At 45.4% G+C, this 17504-nt stretch carries 24 protein-coding genes and 1 riboswitch; of the genes, 8 read left to right on the plus strand and 16 right to left on the minus strand.

From position 1 onward, the window contains the following. Window positions 1-17 precede the first annotated feature (17 nt). On the minus strand, window positions 18-548 hold the full coding sequence (locus tag NYE62_RS12815; RefSeq protein WP_003153121.1) for a YqhR family membrane protein: 531 nt from the start codon (window positions 546-548) through the stop codon (window positions 18-20). Window positions 549-769: 221 nt separating this feature from the next. Between NYE62_RS12815 and NYE62_RS12820 the strand changes: the two genes are divergently transcribed. After that, window positions 770-1726 carry a DUF1385 domain-containing protein gene (locus tag NYE62_RS12820; protein WP_007408341.1) on the plus strand — a complete coding sequence of 319 codons (957 nt, stop codon included), beginning with the start codon at window positions 770-772 and terminating at the stop codon, window positions 1724-1726. Window positions 1727-1760: 34 nt separating this feature from the next. Continuing rightward, entirely contained in the window at window positions 1761-2156 is a 396-nt protein-coding gene (locus NYE62_RS12825) for an SA1362 family protein (RefSeq protein ID WP_007408340.1), read from the plus strand. On the opposite strand, the gene NYE62_RS12830 is transcribed toward NYE62_RS12825, so the two are convergent. From NYE62_RS12830 to NYE62_RS12840, 3 genes are all read right to left on the minus strand, one after another. Beyond that, on the minus strand, window positions 2153-3028 hold the full coding sequence (locus NYE62_RS12830; RefSeq protein ID WP_342496984.1) for a patatin-like phospholipase family protein: 876 nt from the start codon (window positions 3026-3028) through the stop codon (window positions 2153-2155). The genes NYE62_RS12825 and NYE62_RS12830 overlap by 4 nt on opposite strands. A gap of 114 nt (window positions 3029-3142) precedes the next feature. Next, window positions 3143-3571, minus strand: a complete 429-nt coding sequence (mntR, locus tag NYE62_RS12835) for a transcriptional regulator MntR (protein ID WP_007408338.1) — start codon at window positions 3569-3571, stop codon at window positions 3143-3145. Window positions 3572-3670: 99 nt separating this feature from the next. Continuing rightward, complete coding sequence (locus NYE62_RS12840; protein ID WP_003153114.1) at window positions 3671-4507, minus strand: biotin/lipoate A/B protein ligase family protein; 837 nt, start codon at window positions 4505-4507, stop codon at window positions 3671-3673. Between the two features lie 193 nt (window positions 4508-4700). Between NYE62_RS12840 and NYE62_RS12845 the strand changes: the two genes are divergently transcribed. After that, window positions 4701-5081: a rhodanese-like domain-containing protein gene (locus tag NYE62_RS12845; RefSeq protein ID WP_007408335.1), complete on the plus strand. Its 381-nt coding sequence runs from the start codon at window positions 4701-4703 to the stop codon at window positions 5079-5081. A 52-nt stretch (window positions 5082-5133) separates the two neighbouring features. On the opposite strand, the gene gcvPB is transcribed toward NYE62_RS12845, so the two are convergent. Genes gcvPB through gcvT form a run of 3 tightly spaced genes read right to left on the minus strand, consistent with a single transcriptional unit; the run spans window position 5134 to window position 9063 of the window. Beyond that, complete coding sequence (gene gcvPB / locus NYE62_RS12850) at window positions 5134-6609, minus strand: aminomethyl-transferring glycine dehydrogenase subunit GcvPB (protein WP_144464129.1); 1476 nt, start codon at window positions 6607-6609, stop codon at window positions 5134-5136. Continuing rightward, a complete protein-coding gene (gene gcvPA / locus NYE62_RS12855; RefSeq protein ID WP_015417808.1) occupies window positions 6602-7948 on the minus strand; it encodes an aminomethyl-transferring glycine dehydrogenase subunit GcvPA in 1347 nt (448 codons plus the stop codon). Before gcvPA ends, gcvPB begins: the two co-directional genes overlap by 8 nt. Before the next feature lie 14 nt (window positions 7949-7962). After that, window positions 7963-9063, minus strand: a complete 1101-nt coding sequence (gcvT, locus tag NYE62_RS12860; RefSeq protein WP_015240202.1) for a glycine cleavage system aminomethyltransferase GcvT — start codon at window positions 9061-9063, stop codon at window positions 7963-7965. A gap of 178 nt (window positions 9064-9241) precedes the next feature. Then, window positions 9242-9342, minus strand: a riboswitch (glycine riboswitch). Between the two features lie 144 nt (window positions 9343-9486). Here gcvT and NYE62_RS12865 point away from each other — a divergent pair. The 4 genes from NYE62_RS12865 (at window position 9487) to sinR (ending at window position 12692) form a co-directional block, all read left to right on the plus strand. After that, a complete protein-coding gene (locus tag NYE62_RS12865; RefSeq protein ID WP_063094778.1) occupies window positions 9487-11157 on the plus strand; it encodes an SNF2-related protein in 1671 nt (556 codons plus the stop codon). 21 nt (window positions 11158-11178) lie between these two features. Further along, window positions 11179-11973, plus strand: coding sequence for a YqhG family protein (locus NYE62_RS12870; protein WP_007408330.1), 795 nt, complete (start codon window positions 11179-11181; stop codon window positions 11971-11973). Window positions 11974-12149: 176 nt separating this feature from the next. After that, entirely contained in the window at window positions 12150-12323 is a 174-nt protein-coding gene (locus NYE62_RS12875; protein WP_003153105.1) for an anti-repressor SinI family protein, read from the plus strand. Window positions 12324-12356: 33 nt separating this feature from the next. After that, window positions 12357-12692 (plus strand): transcriptional regulator SinR, encoded by a 336-nt coding sequence (sinR, locus tag NYE62_RS12880; protein ID WP_003153104.1) that lies wholly within the window; start codon window positions 12357-12359, stop codon window positions 12690-12692. Between the two features lie 47 nt (window positions 12693-12739). Here sinR and NYE62_RS12885 read toward each other — a convergent pair whose 3' ends face one another. The 3 genes from NYE62_RS12885 to tapA form a co-directional block, all read right to left on the minus strand. Next, window positions 12740-13525, minus strand: coding sequence for a TasA family protein (locus NYE62_RS12885; protein WP_007408329.1), 786 nt, complete (start codon window positions 13523-13525; stop codon window positions 12740-12742). 64 nt (window positions 13526-13589) lie between these two features. Next, on the minus strand, window positions 13590-14174 hold the full coding sequence (locus NYE62_RS12890) for a signal peptidase I (protein WP_144663990.1): 585 nt from the start codon (window positions 14172-14174) through the stop codon (window positions 13590-13592). Beyond that, window positions 14146-14817 carry an amyloid fiber anchoring/assembly protein TapA gene (tapA, locus tag NYE62_RS12895; protein WP_095352946.1) on the minus strand — a complete coding sequence of 224 codons (672 nt, stop codon included), beginning with the start codon at window positions 14815-14817 and terminating at the stop codon, window positions 14146-14148. Before tapA ends, NYE62_RS12890 begins: the two co-directional genes overlap by 29 nt. 258 nt (window positions 14818-15075) lie before the next feature. On the opposite strand from tapA, the gene NYE62_RS12900 reads away from it, so the two are divergent. After that, on the plus strand, window positions 15076-15405 hold the full coding sequence (locus NYE62_RS12900; protein ID WP_012117979.1) for a DUF3889 domain-containing protein: 330 nt from the start codon (window positions 15076-15078) through the stop codon (window positions 15403-15405). A 39-nt stretch (window positions 15406-15444) separates the two neighbouring features. On the opposite strand, the gene NYE62_RS12905 is transcribed toward NYE62_RS12900, so the two are convergent. Genes NYE62_RS12905 through comGC form a run of 6 tightly spaced genes read right to left on the minus strand, consistent with a single transcriptional unit; the run spans window position 15445 to window position 17501 of the window. Continuing rightward, window positions 15445-15624: a YqzE family protein gene (locus NYE62_RS12905; RefSeq protein WP_003153093.1), complete on the minus strand. Its 180-nt coding sequence runs from the start codon at window positions 15622-15624 to the stop codon at window positions 15445-15447. Window positions 15625-15680: 56 nt separating this feature from the next. Continuing rightward, window positions 15681-16058 (minus strand): competence type IV pilus minor pilin ComGG, encoded by a 378-nt coding sequence (gene comGG / locus NYE62_RS12910; RefSeq protein ID WP_015417814.1) that lies wholly within the window; start codon window positions 16056-16058, stop codon window positions 15681-15683. Next, on the minus strand, window positions 16059-16559 hold the full coding sequence (gene comGF, locus NYE62_RS12915; RefSeq protein ID WP_260854721.1) for a competence type IV pilus minor pilin ComGF: 501 nt from the start codon (window positions 16557-16559) through the stop codon (window positions 16059-16061). It abuts the gene before it with no gap. Then, window positions 16468-16782 carry a competence type IV pilus minor pilin ComGE gene (gene comGE, locus NYE62_RS12920; protein ID WP_144663989.1) on the minus strand — a complete coding sequence of 105 codons (315 nt, stop codon included), beginning with the start codon at window positions 16780-16782 and terminating at the stop codon, window positions 16468-16470. The genes comGF and comGE overlap by 92 nt, the downstream gene beginning before the upstream one ends. Further along, window positions 16766-17203, minus strand: coding sequence for a competence type IV pilus minor pilin ComGD (comGD, locus tag NYE62_RS12925; RefSeq protein WP_012117983.1), 438 nt, complete (start codon window positions 17201-17203; stop codon window positions 16766-16768). Before comGD ends, comGE begins: the two co-directional genes overlap by 17 nt. Further along, window positions 17193-17501: a competence type IV pilus major pilin ComGC gene (gene comGC / locus NYE62_RS12930; protein WP_003153087.1), complete on the minus strand. Its 309-nt coding sequence runs from the start codon at window positions 17499-17501 to the stop codon at window positions 17193-17195. The genes comGD and comGC overlap by 11 nt, the downstream gene beginning before the upstream one ends. Window positions 17502-17504: the final 3 nt, after the last annotated feature.

Raw genomic sequence — 17504 nt, forward strand, 5'->3', positions numbered from 1 at the left:
AGGGATTATACACTTATTCACTTGTTGCCAAGCGCCCTTGCAAGCTTGTCTGACGTAAGTTCATTGTAGTTGAAGGAAATTGAGTAGCCGACAAACAAACCGTACAGAATGTAAAGGCAAAGCGTCGTCACGATTGTATCTGATTTCAATTCAGTGACGGATTTCACATCTTCGAAAATCGGATTGAATAAGAAAAAAACCGCACACCATAAAATGACGCCGTACACCATCCCCGGCCACATGGTTTTAAAACGTTTCAGGCAGACGAAATAAATAAACGCCCCGGCAATTGAAATGAACCCGATGACAACGATGCTGACCATCGTGCCGAGCCATTGTTTTTTCCATTCTCCGATCATAAACGGCTGAAGAATCATGTTGGGGCTGATCTCTGAAAAATGAAAGACATACCCGAGATAGCCGATCAAACTCCAAAATACACCGCCGGCAAATCCGATACCGCAAATTCTGCCGGTAAATGAAACAGGCTGCTGATCATCATCCTGCTTCTTTTTTTCTTCCTGTTCTGAATGTTTTTCGCTTGTCATCATGGCACCTCCAGTCATAGACTGCCCCAAAATTGAAAAGTCATAAAAAGCTGCGCCATATTTTCATTCAATGAGTAAAATCTAAAGAAACGGGGTATACTGCATGTAGAAAAAGCATTGATTTTCCGGCTGTCTAACTAGAGGTTTACCGCGGTTTCCTGTACAATAGAGTGAAAGGAAATGGTTAGTAAATCCTAAAAAAACAGGCAGGTTGATAAACAATGTCCAAACAAAAAACGCCCCCTGCTTACGGCGGGCAGGCTGTCGTTGAAGGGGTCATGTTCGGCGGCAGAAAAAATTATGTTACCGCCATCCGCAGGAATGACGGAAGCATTGATTTTTTCAAGCTTCCGAGAGTGCCGAACGCCAAGCTTTCGGCTTTAAAAAAGATTCCTTTTTTGCGGGGAATCGTCGCCATCATTGAGGCGAGCGCCAACGGCACAAAGCATTTAAACTTTTCCAGCGAACGTTACGGGCTTGATCCTCAAGATGACGCAAAGCTGGAGCAGGAAGATAAGAAAGGTTCGGGCTTATCGATGTTTTTCAGCCTGGCGGTGATCGGCGTTCTGTCGTTTTTGTTCAGCAAATTCGTTTTTACGCTCGTCCCGGTCTTCTTAGCGGAGCTTGTAAGGCCCGTATTTTCCTCAGACGCCGCGCAGATCGGAATCGAAAGTCTGTTTAAGCTTATTCTGCTTCTCGGCTACATTTATTTTTTATCAATGACGCCGTTAATTAAAAGAGTGTTTCAATATCATGGAGCCGAACATAAGGTCATAAACTGTTATGAACAGAATTTGCCAATCACAATAGAAAATGTTCAGAAACAGTCACGGCTTCATTACCGTTGCGGTTCAAGCTTTATTTTATTTACGATCATTGTCGGCATGTTCATCTATTTACTCGTTCCGACAGATCCGCTTTGGGTGCGGATTTTAGACAGGATTGCGCTTATACCGGTCGTTCTCGGCATCTCCTTTGAAGTGCTCCAGCTGACGAACAGAGTGCGGAATATCCCCGTTTTGAAAGTGCTCGGTTATCCCGGCCTGTGGCTGCAGCTTTTAACGACAAAGGAACCGGCGGATGACCAGGTCGAGGTTGCCATAGAAAGCTTTAACGAGCTTCTCAGACTGGAAGACATTTCAGAACAGAGCGAAAAACCGTCTCACAACGTAATCTGAACCGTTACCGTTATTATTTTGGAGGTGGGCAGTTATGAATCATCGTGTACAACCTTTTTTTGCTGTATTGATAGCGCTTGGCGCATTCGGTTTCATTTATGCGGCGGTAACCAACCCCGGGCAGATGATTTCAAGAGCGATCACCGTTATTATCGCAGGCATCATTATTTATTTTATCGTGAGGACGGTCCTGAACCGCCGCACCGGCCGTGACGGAACCGCTTTCAGAAAAGCGGCCAGACAATCGCGGCTCCGAATGAAGGAGCAAAAAGCGAAGCACCGCGCCGGACACAGAGGCCGGGTCAGCCATTTGCGGAGCGTGCCGAGCAGCAGCAGACCGAAGCCGATGATTCTTAAGAAAAAAAGCCAGACCCAGCTTACCGTCATAGAAGGCAAAAAGAATAAAAAGAAAAACAGAGCGCTTTTTTAATAACTCCATTGCTTCAAAAATTGCTCTGTTCTGCTTTTTCCTAGCTCAATGAGAGCTAGTTTTTTTTGCGGTGTGAGATGAAACTCCGTCGCCATCACATGTTCCACCGGAATAAAAATAATATTTTGTTCGTACTTTGTCGCGATATGCCTGGCATCATGAGCGTCTTTCATCGTTTCAAACAAAGCCCCGAACAGCTCAAAAGCGTTGCGGATTGTTTTTTTCGGGCGCTCTTTTTCGTTGGGCGAAAGCGAAATTCCGACGACCGGCCGTTTGCGTTCTTTTGAATACAGCCAAATCGGGAAATTGCTTAACACGCCGCCGTCAACAACCGTTGAGGTGCCTTTTTCTGTCTTCAGTTTTATCGGTTCAAAAAAATAAGGAATGCTGCAGCTCATTCTGACGGCTCTGGCAACCGGGAACATCTCCGGATTTAATCCGTAGCGGGGAAGATCGTCAGGAAGCACGATCATCGTTCCGTTCGTCAGATCTGAAGCGATGAGACGGAGCGAGCCTTTTTTCAAATCGCCGAACGCGATGATACCCTTCGCTTTTAATTTATCCGCAATCCATTTTTCCAGCATATCGCCTCTGTATAGTCCGAGGCGCCAATATATCGACACCCACCGCAGGATTTTCAGCGGGAGGAATGAGTATCTCTGATCAAGCAATTGCCTTCCGTCCACCTCATCTATGATGGAATGAACCTCTCTGCTCGTATAGCCCGCAGCGATAAATGCGGCAATAATTGCGCCGGCGCTTGTTCCGGCGAGCCTTTCAAAGCGAAAGCCCTTTTCTTCCAGCGCTTCATAAGCGCCGGCAAGCGCCACCCCTTTTATCCCCCCGCCCGAAAATACGCCGTCAATCTGCATAGCGCGCCCTCTCCCTTCCATCTCAAGGTGTATTATTATTTTAAGAAACGGCTGGGCGAAATAGACCAAAGAATGAAGACATTAAAAAAAGGGCGCCCCATTTCGGGCTGCCCTTTATTCACCGGGATTTTCGGTTTTTTTCTGTACGGATTTCAATTCTTTTTTCCGGCTTTCGTCATCTTCAAAATACTGAACGAGGTCGCCGATGCGGTCAATGCTGTTCCAGCTCAGATGATGTTCGATTCCTTCAACATCATTGTAAATCTTCTCTTCATCAACACCAATGATTCTTAAAAACTGCTCAAGCAATTCGTGTCTGTATACGAGCCGTTTGCCGATCTTTTTGCCTTTTGACGTCAATACGAGCCCGCGATATTTTTCATAAATCAAATACTCGTCTTTATCTAGTTTTTGAACCATTTTCGTTACAGAGGAGGGGTGGACTGCCAAAGCTTCCGCGATATCAGAAACCCGTGCATATCCTTTTTCTTCTATCAGCATATAAATCTGTTCAATATAATCTTCCATACTTGGTGTTGTCATAAGTAACCCTCCCAAAAAGCACCTTAACTTTATAAACCATTACAAGTTTACACTAACGGTCATGAAAAAACAAGGATGCTTCCGGTCTGTCAAGCCTTATCAGCGCTTATAATTCCATTCATCAGACGCGTATTTCGTCTCAGCCAGCTCATTGACAAATGCAAGCTCTTCAGACGTGAGTGTGTAAGGCTCAAGATGAATGTTCAGCCCTTCCTCAAAACCGGCTTTAAAAGCGATTCTGGCCTCATCCATCGTTACCCGTTTCGGCGCTAAGGCGTTGATGGCTACCGCCTTGTTTTTGAAATTCCGCTGCATGCGCTCACGGACTCTGTCGCTCGGATATAAAAACAGATCAAACAGCTTATCCTCATCAATGTCAAGCAGGATGGAACCGTGCTGAAGAATGACGCCTTTTTGGCGTGTCTGTGCGCTTCCGGCAACTTTCCGTCCTTCGACGACCAGTTCATACCACGAAGGCGCATCAAAGCAGACGGACGAGCGCGGATTTTTCAAGCTTTCTTTTTCTTTCTCCGTTCGCGGAATCGCAAAGCAGGCATCAAGTCCAAGGTTTCTGAATCCCTGCAGAATACCTTCTGAAATCACCCGGTACGCCTCTGTCACCGTGGCCGGCATTTCCGGGTGATCCTCTGAAACGATTACGCTGTATGTCAATTCTTTATCATGCAGAACACCCCGTCCGCCTGTCGGTCTTCTGACAAACCCGAGGCCGTGTTTATGTACTGCGTCAAAGTTAATTTCCTTCTTAATATTTTGAAAATACCCGACAGACAAAGTTGCCGGATTCCAGCCGTAAAAACGGATCACCGGTGGAATTTTTTTTTGGCTGTGCCAATATAAAAGCGCTTCATCCAGCGCCATGTTAAATGCCGGGCTTTCGTTCCCTGAGTCAATAAACCGCCATGTTTCTTTTTCCATACACTGAACCCTTCTTTATCGTTTTAATAAAATCAGTTTAACAAACTGCCTTGAAAATGAAAAATATTTCGTTTCATTAAGGATGACAATCGCTTCATGCTTTACTATAATAGTATTTGTCCCAAAACGTCCGGTAAGCCTTGTTTTCAGGAAGCAGGGTTTTGATTTTATAAGTTAAAGGAGTAGAATCGCATTGTCTAATATGATTGCTTTAATTATTGTTGCGGCGTTTATCGTTTATATGATCGTGTCGTATTTTTACCAGCAGCGTTTAATGAAAACACTTACGGAAGAGGAATTCCGCGCGGGCTACAGAAAAGCGCAGCTGATTGACGTCCGTGAACCGAATGAATTTGAAGGCGGCCATATTCTCGGCGCGCGCAACATTCCGCTGTCACAGCTGAAACAGCGCAAAAGTGAAATCCGTCCTGATAAACCCGTTTATCTGTACTGCCAAAACAATGTCCGCAGCGGACGCGCGGCACAGACGCTCCGCAAACACGGCTGTAAAGATATTTACAACCTGAAAGGCGGATTTAAAAAATGGGGCGGAAAAATTAAAGCAAAAAACTAATCATAAAAAAGAGCTTCCGTATAAAACGGACAGCTCTTTTTTTTACACCGTGTCAGCGGATGCCGTCAAGTGTACGTTCGTATTTTAAAACGGGCTTTCTTGCCGCCTTGGTTTCATCCATTCTTTTGACAACTGTTGTATGCGGCGCTTCCTGAACGATTTCAGGCGATTCCTCCGCTTCCCGCGCAATTTGAATCATGGCATCTATAAACGCATCTAGCGTTTCCTTTGATTCCGTTTCCGTCGGTTCGACCATGATGCTTTCTTCAACATTGAGAGGAAAATACACAGTCGGCGGATGATAGCCGAAATCCAAAAGCCGTTTGGCAATATCAAGCGTTCGTACGCCGAGCTTTTTCTGCCTTCTTCCCGATAACACAAATTCATGCTTGCAATGACGGTCATACGGGAGATCATAATAAGGCGCGAGTCTTCTCATCATATAATTTGCATTTAAAACCGCGTTTTCGGTCACAGCTTTTAAGCCGTCAGGCCCCATGGAACGGATATACGTGTAGGCTCTGACATTAATGCCGAAGTTGCCGTAATAAGGTTTTACGCGCCCGATCGACTGCGGCCGGTCATAGTCAAAAGTCAAACGGCCCTCTTTTTTCGTGAGTACGGGTTTCGGCAGATACGGAATGAATTCTTTTTTCACTCCGACCGGACCTGAGCCCGGTCCTCCCCCGCCGTGCGGCCCGGTAAATGTTTTATGCAGATTAAGGTGAACGACGTCAAATCCCATATCTCCCGGTCTTGCTTTACTTAAAACGGCATTTAAATTCGCTCCGTCATAATAAAGCTTTCCGCCGGCCTGATGGACGATTTCAGCCATTTCCGTAATGTTTTCCTCAAATAATCCAAGGGTGTTCGGATTCGTCAGCATCAGCGCCGCTGTTTCTTCGTTTACCGCTCTTTTCAAATCTTCAATGTCAACCAGCCCGTGCTCATTTGACTTGACGGTAATCGTTTCAAAACCGGCGACCGTGGCGGATGCCGGATTCGTACCGTGGGCTGAATCAGGGACAATCACCTTCGTCCGTCCGAAGTCTCCCCGCGCTTCGTGATAGGCGCGGATCATCATCAGGCCGGTCCATTCGCCGTGAGCGCCCGCCGCAGGCTGCAGCGTCACCTCGTCCATGCCCGTAATCTCCTCCAAGTGTCCGCTTAAATCGTATAAAAGCTCAAGCGCCCCCTGAACCGTGTCCTCGTCCTGAAGCGGATGAATAGCGGAAAAACCTGCGATCCGGGCAATTTTTTCATTTAATTTCGGATTGTATTTCATCGTACAGGAGCCGAGCGGATAAAAGCCTGAATCAACTCCGTGGTTCCTCTTAGAAAGAGCGGTATAATGCCGCATAATATCGAGCTCTGATACTTCCGGCAGCTTTGCGTCTTCATCGCGGATATAGTCACCGGGAAGAAGGCTTCCAAGCTCTGTTTCCGGCACATCAAGCTCCGGAAGGCTGTAACCGATACGCCCTTCGCGGGACATTTCAAAAATAAGCGCCTGATCTTGATTATTCATGTTGATCCCCCAATCCCGCAATAAGCGAATCGATCTCTTCTTTTGTTCTCAGCTCTGTGACGGCAATGAGCATATGCTGATTCAGTTCCGGATACGCAAGGCCTAAATCATATCCGCCGATGATGCCGTCTTGCAGGAGCCGCCGGTTTGCTTCCTTGACGGGAAGATTCAGCCTGACGGCAAATTCATTAAATATCGGGCCGTCAAATGCTACGTGCAAGCCGGCTTTTTCCGCTTGGCGTCTCGCGTAATCAGCTTTCAATATATTTTGGCGGGCCATGTCTTTGACGCCGTTTTTTCCGAGCGCCGTCATCGCGACTGAAGCCGCTAAAGCATTCAGCGCCTGATTTGAACAAATGTTAGACGTGGCTTTGTCTCTTCTGATATGCTGCTCGCGCGCCTGAAGAGTGAGAACAAAACCTCTTCGCCCGTTTTCATCTTCCGTTTGGCCGACAAGCCGGCCCGGCACCTTTCTCATCAGTTTTTTCGTTACTGCAAAATAGCCGCAGTGCGGGCCGCCGAACGCCGCAGGTATGCCGAAAGGCTGCGCGTCCCCGACAACGATATCAGCTCCGTATGCCCCGGGCGGTGTCAAAATACCGAGCGCGAGCGGGTTTGAAGAAACAATCAGCTGGCTGTTTCCTTTATGTGCGAGCGGCTCAATGTCCTTTAACGGCTCGATTTGTCCGAAGAAGTTCGGATACTGGACGATCACGGCGGCCGTTTCATCACAAACGGCATGTTCCAATGCTTCAAGATCTGTGACGCCGTTTTTCGCGGGCACCTCTACAACCTCAATATATTGGCCCTTTGCGTATGTTTTCAAAACATCCCGCGATTCCGGATGAACGGCTGCGGAAATGACGATTTTTTTCTTTTTCGTATGTCCCGACGCAAGCATCGCCGCTTCCGCCAGCGCCGTTCCCCCGTCGTACATAGAGGAGTTTGCGATATCCATTCCCGTTAATTCACAGATCATCGTTTGAAATTCAAAAATCGCCTGCAGCTCTCCTTGTGAGATTTCAGGCTGATAAGGCGTATATGCCGTGTAAAACTCTGATCGGGATATCACATGATCGACGATAACCGGCTGGTAGTGATCGTACACTCCTGCGCCCAGAAAAGATGCATATGTAACAGCGTCTTTATTTTTCGCCGCAAGCTTCGTCAGCTCTCTCGTCAGCTCTGTTTCTGATTTTGCTTTTTTAATTTGGTAGTCTTTTTGAAACCTCACATCTTCCGGAATATCGGCAAACAGTTCATCAATTGTTTCTGCGCCGATGGCTTTCAGCATTTCTTTTTTATCCTGTTCTGTCGCGGGCAAATATCGATGCTTCATATGACTCTCCTTTTTCAGCTCTGTTTTGGACGTTTATAAAACGGTGTGCGGACAATCTTCGCTTTTACCGTTTTTTTACGGATTTCCACTTCTACTTCCGTTCCGACTTCACTGAATTCCGTTTTGATTAAGGCAAGGCCGATATTTTTCTTTAAAGTCGGAGATTGCGTGCCTGTTGTGACTTCACCGATCGGAACACCGTCTTTTTTCACGGCGTACCCGTGTCTCGGAATCCCTTTTTCAATCATCTCAAGTCCGACCAGCTTTCGCGGGGCTCCTTTTTCTTTCTGTTCGCGCAATACAGACTTCCCGAAAAAATCGGAATCTTTCTTGTGTTTCACGGCAAATCCGATTCCGGCTTCAATCGGTGTAATATCTTTCGTCAATTCCTGACCGTATAAAGCAAGCTTCGCTTCAAATCTCAGCGTATCACGGGCGCCGAGGCCGCACGGAACGAGGCCTTCATGCTCTCCCGCTGCAAGTATCTCCTTAAATAGATGAACCGCATCTTCATTGCGGCAATATAACTCAAATCCGTCTTCACCGGTATAGCCTGTTCTTGAAAGCAGGACTTGGCGTCCGGCAACGTCCGCCCCATCAATAAACGTAAACGGCTTTAAGGAGGACAAATCACATTCAGTCAGCTTCGTAAGAACCGACTGAGCATTCGGCCCCTGAACGGCAAGCAGTGAAATCCCGTCAGACTGATTCGTCAGCGTGACATCGCCTTCCGTATGTTCCGTCAGCCAGGCGATGTCTTTTTCAATATTAGACGCGTTAATCACGAGCAGATAGCAGCTCTCGCTTTTCTGATAGATCAGCAAGTCATCGACCGTACCGCCGTCAGGATAACACATGGCGGTATAGAGCGCGTTTCCCGGCTTTAAATCGGCAACGTCATTTGTCATCATTTTTTGCAGAAAAGACAGGGCGTCTTTACCGGATACTTCAACTTCCCCCATATGGGACACATCAAACAGGCCCGCTTTTGTGCGGACGGCTTCATGCTCCTCTTTAATAGAAGAAAATTGAACCGGCAGCTCCCATCCTCCAAAATCAATCGTTTTTCCGCCGTATTCTTTATACACGTCATAAAGCGGTGTTCGTTTCAGCATCATCTTCCCCCTTCAGTCATTGGCGCATTGTAAAAACATATAAAAAAGGACAGAGAAACACCTCATGAAAATGAAGGTTTCTCTGTCCCGGCACCTGAAAGTTTACTTTATGAACATATCATAAAGACGTCCCCTTTGGTGGCCTGCTTCTTCTAAGTGCAGACACTCTCCAGAGTTGCGTCGAGCAAGAGTTCTTTTGCCTGAGAGATTCACTCCGCAGTTTGCTCCTTCGGCGCCCGGACGCCCATCTTTCGTCCGAGTCTCTCCCCTTGCTGTCATTCGCTCATATTTACCAATTTTATGGACATACTAAAGCAATATCTTTTAGTGAAATCATTACTTATATCCTACCACCCTCATTTACGTCCGGCAACAAAAATTATGATAAATCAGTTTTTTAAAAGAAAGGCGGTTTTGTTACATATGACAGCAGAGATCATATTTGATGCAAACTGGCCGGGAGAGTTTTCTGAGCGGCTGAAAACGGACGGTCCCTGGTCAAATTGGGAGATGTACAAACTGTCGGCTGAAGTCCAGCAGACCCTTGCCATTCCTGAATTTGAAGGGTTGAGGGCTCCTTTATACCTGCCCGATTTCACTCCGCTCCCCCATCAGCTTGAGGTCGCGCAGAAAGTCGTTGAAAAAATGAACGGCAAGGCGATTTTGGCTGATGAAGTGGGGCTCGGAAAAACGGTGGAAGCGGGCCTGATTTTAAAAGAATATATGATTCGCGGGCTGGCCAAAAAAATCCTGATTCTTGTGCCGGCATCACTCGTTTCCCAGTGGGTGAAAGAGCTTCAGGAGAAGTTTTTAATACCCGCTGTTGAACAGAAGAAAAGCTATGTGTGGGAACAGTGCGATATCGTCGTTTCTTCTATTGATACGGCCAAACGCTCGCCTCACAAAGACATTGTCCTTTCTATTCCGTATGATCTCGTCATTATTGACGAGGCGCACAAGCTCAAAAACAGCAAAACGAAAAATTATGAATTTGCGAGAAGTCTTGTGAAGAAATACTGCCTGCTTCTGACGGCGACGCCGATTCAAAACCGGATCGAAGAAATCTTCAATTTAGTGTCACTGTTAAAGCCCGGCCATTTAGGAAACGAAAGCGGATTTCAAGAAACCTTCAATCAGAAGGACGGGATTGACGCTCATGAGCATTTGAAAGAGCTCGTCAATAAGGTGATGATCCGCAACACGCGGAGCGACACCGGCCTTACATGGACGAAGCGCCACGTGGAAACAGTGCCGATCACCTTTTCACCGACGGAACAGGCGCTTTACGATGACATCGCCGCACTGAAAAACGGCACGGAAAAGCCCGCCAGCGCATTTTCCATTATGACGCTGCAAAGAGAATGCTGTTCAAGCAGGGAAGCCGTGTATATGACGCTCAAAAAAATGCTTGACCAAAAAGACAAACAAGCGCCCGCATTCGATGATCAGACGATTGCTAATTTAATGGACCGCATCAATCAAGTCACGCAAAACTCAAAAGCGATTCAAGTTGTTGACTTGATCCAAAAGATTAATGACAAAGTCATTATTTTTACTGAATACAGGGCGACACAGATTTACCTGCAATGGTTCCTTCAGCAGAACGGCATAAGCTCCGTTCCGTTCAGAGGCGGATTTAAACGCGGAAAAAAAGACTGGATGAAGGATCTCTTCCGCGGCAAAGTGCAGGTGCTGATCGCTACAGAAGCCGGAGGCGAAGGGATCAACCTGCAATTCTGCAACCATATTATCAATTATGACCTCCCGTGGAACCCGATGCGGCTTGAACAAAGAATCGGAAGGATTCACAGACTCGGTCAGGAAAGAGATGTCCATATCTACAATATGGCGACAAAACATACGGTGGAAGAGCATATCTTAAAACTTCTGTATGACAAAATTCAATTATTTGAAAATGTCGTCGGAGAATTAGATGACATCTTAACAAAAATCAAAGTGAGCAATTTTGAAGACCATTTGCATGATATTTTATGCCATTCGCTGACAGAGGAAGAAATGAGAATCAAAATGGACAATCTCACCTCTTTTCTGTCGTACGGTACGGAAAAGCCCGCCAGAAAAAAAGGATCTTAATCTAAAAGGAGGAAGCGCGACATGAGACAGCAGGAGGTTCACGAATTTTTACTGCGCTTTTTTGAAGCGAACCACTGTCCGATTACAGAACACGGGCCGGGTTTTATGACGGTTCAGTTGACGGTCGAGATGGACAAACAAATTATGAACCGCCCGTTTTATTGGCATTGGCGTGAAAAAACGGGCGGCGAACCGAACCCGATGAAGATCACGTTCATCACTGATAAAGAAACGGCTCCGGAGGATATGGACGGCGAATTTATTTACTTTGGAGCCCCGCGCCTCTTTCAAATCTTTCAAGCAGTTAAACAAAATGGGAGATTTACAAGAATATATGAGAAAATTGTATCAGCCGGAGCCAGAGTGCCGCTTCAGCCCTGGCTTGGATTAAATGTAGTGATTTCATACCAATCCGACATGAAAAAAGACAGACTTTTGTCTTTAGGCCTGCATCTTGTTTCTGGAACAATTATAGAGGGGTTTCAGCAGAAGCTTGCACCGCTTCCGCTGACCTCGCAAATATCAGACTATTGCTTTACCATATCGCCGATGATTAAGCCGGAAAGCGGAATTAAAAGAATGGAGCATTACTTAAAAGACGCTGCCGCCAAAGAGCCGTCCGACTGGGCTGACAGCGCGATCGCCAGATGGAAAAAGGACCTCAGGCTGCTCGATCAGTTTTATGAGCAGACAGAGGAAAAACCTGAGGAATACCATTTGGAAAAACAAGCGCTGAAAGCCTTATATCAGCCGAACATTCACATTCAGATTGAAAACGGCGGTTTATTTTTCCTGCAAAGTAATTTTTCTGGATAAGCGTTATCCATTCGACACCTTTCCCGTTTTTTCTGGAAATTCTATATTATAATAAAAGTATATAGAAAAAATTTCTGGCGTTTCGCATGCGATGAATCACTTCCAGACATGTAAAGATAAGGTCATGGGCGGATTGGCTGAAATACATAAACAAGTATTTTAGGAGGAGAAAATGCATGAAAAATGCAAAAATGGAATTTTCGCAATTAGATAAGGAATGGGTTGAGCTGATATTAGAAGCCCAAAAAGCAAATATCAGCCTAGAAGAAATACGCAAATACCTGCTTTCGCATAAAAAGTCTTCTCAACATATCCAGGCAGCCAGAAGTCATACCGTAAATCCTTTCTGAATGTGCTATAATATCACAAGGAAGGTGATGACATTGATTGGCCAGCGTATTAAACAATACCGAAAAGAAAAAGGCTACTCACTATCAGAACTAGCTGAAAAAGCTGGGGTAGCGAAGTCTTATTTAAGCTCAATAGAACGAAATTTACAGACGAACCCCTCCATTCAATTTCTCGAAAAAGTCTCCGCTGTTCTGGACGTCTCGGTTCATACTTTACTTGATGAAAAACATGAAACCGAATACGATGGTCAATTAGATAGTGAATGGGAGAAATTAGTTCGCGATGCGATGACATCCGGGGTATCAAAAAAACAATTTCGTGAATTTTTAGATTATCAAAAATGGAGAAAAGCGCAAAAAGAGGAGTAGTGCCGCCATATGTGCACAACTCCTCTTTTAACTGTCCGACTTTCGGATTAGTTTTTATCCTCACTGTGAGCCTTTTCATTTTCCTTGACGTAACCGTCTTTATCCGTATGATCTTTCGTAATGGTCAAGCCGTTCCATTGCGTTGCTTCAAAAGAGAATTGAAGAGAAATCGCATTGCCTTGGAACTTGTTTTGCACACTTAATCCGTCCGCAGTTTTTGCGGTGTCATTTTTAAATTGGATTTCCATTCTCACCTGGTCATAATCAGCAGGCGTTTTCGGAACTCCGTCGTACTCAGGAGCTGTTTTGCCGTTAATGGTTGCTACATTGACTTTTCCGCTCTCACTCAGGAATTTCGGATCAATGTGCTTGCTGATCGCTTCGGCAGCTGCTTTATCCTGTTTTGTTGACATTAAGTATAAGTCTTTCAGGCTGGCCGCCTTCAAAATGATATTTTTAGGATAACCGTTGCCCCCTTCTTTACCGACTGTCAGAACCGTAATTTCAAACTGACTGAGGAAATCCTCCGCAGATTCATTTCCTTTCTTTGCTCCTTTAAAGTCAGTAAAATTCAAAGCCATCAGCACTTCTTTAATAGCAAGTGAACCATTGTTTCTGAATTCAAAATCTTTCGTCAATTTATCGCCTGGTTTTAAGTTTGACAAATTGACATTGGCTGATTGTTCTTTAGCCGATAAATCAAGTGTTCCTGACGCAAATGTAGCGTCTGTCGACTTCACATCATTAAATGCGGCCCATGTGCCTCCTCCTACTAATGCTAAACCGAGTGCGGCTGAGGCAACGCCCAAGCTTAATTTCTTTTTCATACCCATGTTTGTACTCTCCCCTTACTTTTTATTTTTGTTATCAAATCCTGTCGCCAGGTTGCAACCGTATTCATGTGGAGATGGTTCCCTTTTTCGCATGTTCTTCCAGCGCTTTCGTTTTCCGCTCAATATCGCGGAGGGCGCTGACAATGACTGTTATTGAGTAAATCAAGAGCATGACGCCGGGAACGATTAACAGAATCGCCGTTCCGATCGGCTGGCTGGCCAAATGTATGACATATCCGGCATACGGAAGCTGATATCCCGTATACTGGGCCGCCACTTTTTCAGCTTGAACGGGTGCGGCATCCGAGGCGGCATTATGGTCCCCTTTTGTCTCAAACAGCAGGTTCCCGTCCTTTTTTGTGATCCCGATTATTCTGTGTGTGACGGCTGTTCCGTCATCTTGGGTAAAGGTGATCACATCCCCTTTTTCTAAGTCATTCACGTCAGAAATTTTCTTTACCGCTATGAGCGAACCCGTCTTAAATTCCGGGTCCATTGAACCCGACAGCACGGATTTCAGCGTATAGCCGAAGATGGCCGGCTCACCCCCGGAAGCCCGGGTCGAAATCACCGTTAACGTCAGCACAATAATCAAGCTGAAGATGACGGCATACAAAATATTACTGATCAGTTTCAGCGTTTTTTTCATGTTCTTCCCCGCTTTCTTTTACCGGCTCAGCCGGCTCTTTCTCCGTTTTCTTTAGATCGGAAACGGTCGCCTGTTCCCGGCATTTGACGAGTTTCATCGGTTTTGACCACTCAAATTTTTCTTCGTCCGCCGGATACCCTTCAGGCTTGTAAACCTTGAATGCGTATATGCCCGGCTTCAAAGACCGCTTTGACTCAATTTTATAAATCGTTTTGCTTTTTTTATCAGTAATAAGCCCTTTATCCACAACATTGCCGTTTCGTAAAGGCTGCTGCTGAGAAGCAATTTTATGGAGCTCCCATTTCCAGTCAGAAACAGTCCGCTCTTTTCCCTTATTCTCCAGCTCGGCATAGAGCTGAAGCGGCGCACACACGGTGCCTGACGTATCAGTTTGATTTGTTATATGTAAATCACTTTGATCCCAGCGTTCGTCATAACGGCAATCGTCATCCGTATATTGAAAATCTCCGCACGTTTGAACCGGGAGACTGAAGCTTTTCACATCATTGAAGGAGGAACTTGTATCACCTGTGAACTGAGCACATATCGTCACGGACAGGCAAAAAATGAACGAAAGCCGTAACAATAGCATCATCCGCCATCTCACCTTGCCCTTTTTTTCCATTCGCAACAATCGGAACATGCCTTCCCCCCTGTAAAACTGTTAATAAATATGACAACCGTTCTCTTTAAAGAACCGTATGAACAAAGTATAATCAAGGATTATCGTCTTGAAAAATGTCAAAATCGGTCAAATTGTTCGTTTTTGAGAATGGTATCTTTTAAAAACAGCGTTTTGCTTCAAATTACACACCTTTTTGGAATTTTTTCTAATAAAACGTGAGAAAATAACGAGGTGCCTAGAACAAAATGGCAAGTATATACAGCGAAAGGACGAAGAATGATGATCAAACAAAGTCTGATTTGCCTTTCTCTTCTTGTTTTCGGGGTTTCAGGAACAGCTCAGGCGGAAACGGTGCCTTATTATGCTGTTCACCATAAATCAAAATGGGAAAAGTTAGCAGAAAAGGAAGCTAAAAAAAGATATCCGCTCGCCCAAACGTTATTTATTCAAAAGGTGTGGGATCGGAAAAGAACGGACGAAGCAGTCAAGCAATACCACTTGACATTGCGGGATGGCGCAAAAGAATTTGGTGTGTTTGTTACGATTTCTTTTAATCCCTACAGCCAAAAGGTAAATAAAATTGCCGTCATTGAGGAATACCAATAAGGCCCTCCTGTATCAGGAGGACCTTTCGTGTGATTCACTTTATTTTTTCCGCTGCATCCACAGCTTAAAACTATACGGCAATATTCCGAACCAGTGCTGAGAAGCCGGCACTTTCTTTTCTTTCCGCACTTCTTTTCGCTCTCTCCGTTCCTGTTTCGGCGTATCGAAATATTTAACGAATTGCTCAGTCATATATTTTACATAATCATTTGTTTTCACGGCTCTCACCTCATAGTGCTGTCTTTACTATGAAGTGTTGTCCCGCCGCCTCTTTTTTATACTTCCGTCCATTGAATCAGCTGTTTCTTCTTCTGATCGAACAAAAGGTGAGCCTCCCGTCTCGTACCTGTCGTGGTTTCCGCCTGAATTGTAACCTGAACCGTTTCCCGGCGATCACTCCCCGTGATGTGAAAAGAAACGGTGCCATACGGAAAACGCTGTGTACCAGTTTGGACCTTTTGTCCCTGTGTCATATGGCGGCTTGACAGCAGCGCGCCGTTTTGGAGCAGGTTCTCTCCGATCCAGTACTCCCCGGCCTCTTTTGCAAATGTTTTTCGGGTGATGAAATCAGAGGAAGTATAGCTGATGACAAGTAAAACTGCGGCAGAAACAAACAGAACCGCGGGATATATAAAACCGTCAGATTTGTACATTTAATCACCTTTAAAAGAGCTGTAAACCGGAATGACCGCCTGATTCTTTTTACCTGTAACGCTTGAGATCTCTAATAAGAGCAGGCCGTTTTTCACATCAGCCGTTAATGATGCCGCGTTTTGCAGGATCGGCACGTGGCCTTTTCCGTTTACTCTTTTCCTTATCATCTTATGATAAATTTCAAAACGCACTTCTTCGTCTCCTGTTTTCCGGCATGCTAACGCCCGTCCGCCGTCCGCCGGCTTCACAGTCTCAGCCTGTTTACATTCGTTCATGATCTGCTGAACGGCAATTTGATGCTCCCGGCTGTCTAATCCGCCGTTATCGGTCCGGTTTGATAAAAACAGATGTAAAATCGGACCCAGGGTGCCTGATAGGAAAAGACAGACTGCTAAGGAGAACAAAACATTAAGAAGCGTAAAGCCAGTCTGTTTTGAGAATGCTGAGGCACATTTCTTTTTCGCCGCGGTCAGCCGCACACACTTTGTAATACTCACCATCCTCCTTCCACTTCACACCGGGAGACGGCGGCTTTTTTCCGGTCATCATATAAGTGCTGATATGTTTCTGAAGAAGCTGGTACGCTTCCTGGCGATCTTCTATTTTCAGACCATCTGTCAGCATGGCCGTCCAGACCGGAATGATAGACGTCATAAGGAACAGCCAAATGGCCATTGCTGATAGTGTTTCAATAGTAGAGAACCCCTTATTTCCGTTTAGCATGGACATTTCCGCTCCCTAAGTAAACTGTTATCTCATAGGTGAACCCGGCGCTCTTCAATTGAATCTTTCCTCCCGAATTCGGATGGCCTTTTTCGTTAAATTCAAGGCTCTCCGGTAAAGTCACAAGTGTAATGTGAAGCGAATCAAAGGAACGCTCGACAATCCTTCCGCCTGACTGCAGTTTGTATTTATGCTCTTTTGGAAGAAAAGTGATTTTTGTTCTTTTATGTTCTGCGATAGCCGTTTCCTGAGCAAGCTGAATATCTTTTTGGAGCTGTTCTGTTTTTTGCCGCACGGCAAGGTGGGTGTAGGCCGGTGGAACCGTCGTGAACAAAACCGTCAGCAGGACGGACGCCAGGCTTAACACAATCAGGCTTTCAAGAAGGGTAAACCCATTTTCTGTCCGCCTGTTATTGTTCAACTGTAACTTCTCCGCCACTAATTAAGATCTGTTTACCATTCGGGCAGGCTGTATTCTTTTTGATATACCCTTCTGATTGTAAATCGTTCATATCCGGCATTTTACCTTCATGGTCGATTTCGTACGCCGTCACTTGGGCTTTCACCATATTCTGCAGTCCTTCACAGCCTTTATGCTGAATGCTTTGATTATGTTTTGTAACGTTAGGAATGGTGATTAAAAGCAGAATGGAAACGATAAATAAAACGATCAGCATTTCAATTAAAGTAAATCCATCTTGATTTTTCAGACGAAGCACTCC

This window comes from Bacillus sp. FSL K6-2861, from assembly GCF_038630725.1.
In the GTDB taxonomy this organism is placed as follows: Bacteria; Bacillota; Bacilli; order Bacillales; family Bacillaceae; genus Bacillus; species Bacillus velezensis.

Excerpts from the sequence above, each read along its gene's own strand:
- NYE62_RS12815 (WP_003153121.1), bottom strand. The coding sequence starts at position 548 with ATGACAAGCGAAAAACATTCAGAACAGGAAGAAAAAAAGAAGCAGGAT.
- NYE62_RS12820 (WP_007408341.1), top strand. The coding sequence starts at position 770 with ATGTCCAAACAAAAAACGCCCCCTGCTTACGGCGGGCAGGCTGTCGTT.
- NYE62_RS12825 (WP_007408340.1), top strand. The coding sequence starts at position 1,761 with ATGAATCATCGTGTACAACCTTTTTTTGCTGTATTGATAGCGCTTGGC.
- NYE62_RS12830 (WP_342496984.1), bottom strand. The coding sequence starts at position 3,028 with ATGCAGATTGACGGCGTATTTTCGGGCGGGGGGATAAAAGGGGTGGCG.
- mntR (WP_007408338.1), bottom strand. The coding sequence starts at position 3,571 with ATGACAACACCAAGTATGGAAGATTATATTGAACAGATTTATATGCTG.
- NYE62_RS12840 (WP_003153114.1), bottom strand. The coding sequence starts at position 4,507 with ATGGAAAAAGAAACATGGCGGTTTATTGACTCAGGGAACGAAAGCCCG.
- gcvPB (WP_144464129.1), bottom strand. The coding sequence starts at position 6,609 with ATGAATAATCAAGATCAGGCGCTTATTTTTGAAATGTCCCGCGAAGGG.
- gcvPA (WP_015417808.1), bottom strand. The coding sequence starts at position 7,948 with ATGAAGCATCGATATTTGCCCGCGACAGAACAGGATAAAAAAGAAATG.
- gcvT (WP_015240202.1), bottom strand. The coding sequence starts at position 9,063 with ATGCTGAAACGAACACCGCTTTATGACGTGTATAAAGAATACGGCGGA.
- NYE62_RS12865 (WP_063094778.1), top strand. The coding sequence starts at position 9,487 with ATGACAGCAGAGATCATATTTGATGCAAACTGGCCGGGAGAGTTTTCT.
- NYE62_RS12870 (WP_007408330.1), top strand. The coding sequence starts at position 11,179 with ATGAGACAGCAGGAGGTTCACGAATTTTTACTGCGCTTTTTTGAAGCG.
- NYE62_RS12875 (WP_003153105.1), top strand. The coding sequence starts at position 12,150 with ATGAAAAATGCAAAAATGGAATTTTCGCAATTAGATAAGGAATGGGTT.
- NYE62_RS12885 (WP_007408329.1), bottom strand. The coding sequence starts at position 13,525 with ATGGGTATGAAAAAGAAATTAAGCTTGGGCGTTGCCTCAGCCGCACTC.
- NYE62_RS12890 (WP_144663990.1), bottom strand. The coding sequence starts at position 14,174 with ATGAAAAAAACGCTGAAACTGATCAGTAATATTTTGTATGCCGTCATC.
- tapA (WP_095352946.1), bottom strand. The coding sequence starts at position 14,817 with ATGTTCCGATTGTTGCGAATGGAAAAAAAGGGCAAGGTGAGATGGCGG.
- NYE62_RS12900 (WP_012117979.1), top strand. The coding sequence starts at position 15,076 with ATGATGATCAAACAAAGTCTGATTTGCCTTTCTCTTCTTGTTTTCGGG.
- comGG (WP_015417814.1), bottom strand. The coding sequence starts at position 16,058 with ATGTACAAATCTGACGGTTTTATATATCCCGCGGTTCTGTTTGTTTCT.
- comGF (WP_260854721.1), bottom strand. The coding sequence starts at position 16,559 with ATGGTGAGTATTACAAAGTGTGTGCGGCTGACCGCGGCGAAAAAGAAA.
- comGE (WP_144663989.1), bottom strand. The coding sequence starts at position 16,782 with ATGCTAAACGGAAATAAGGGGTTCTCTACTATTGAAACACTATCAGCA.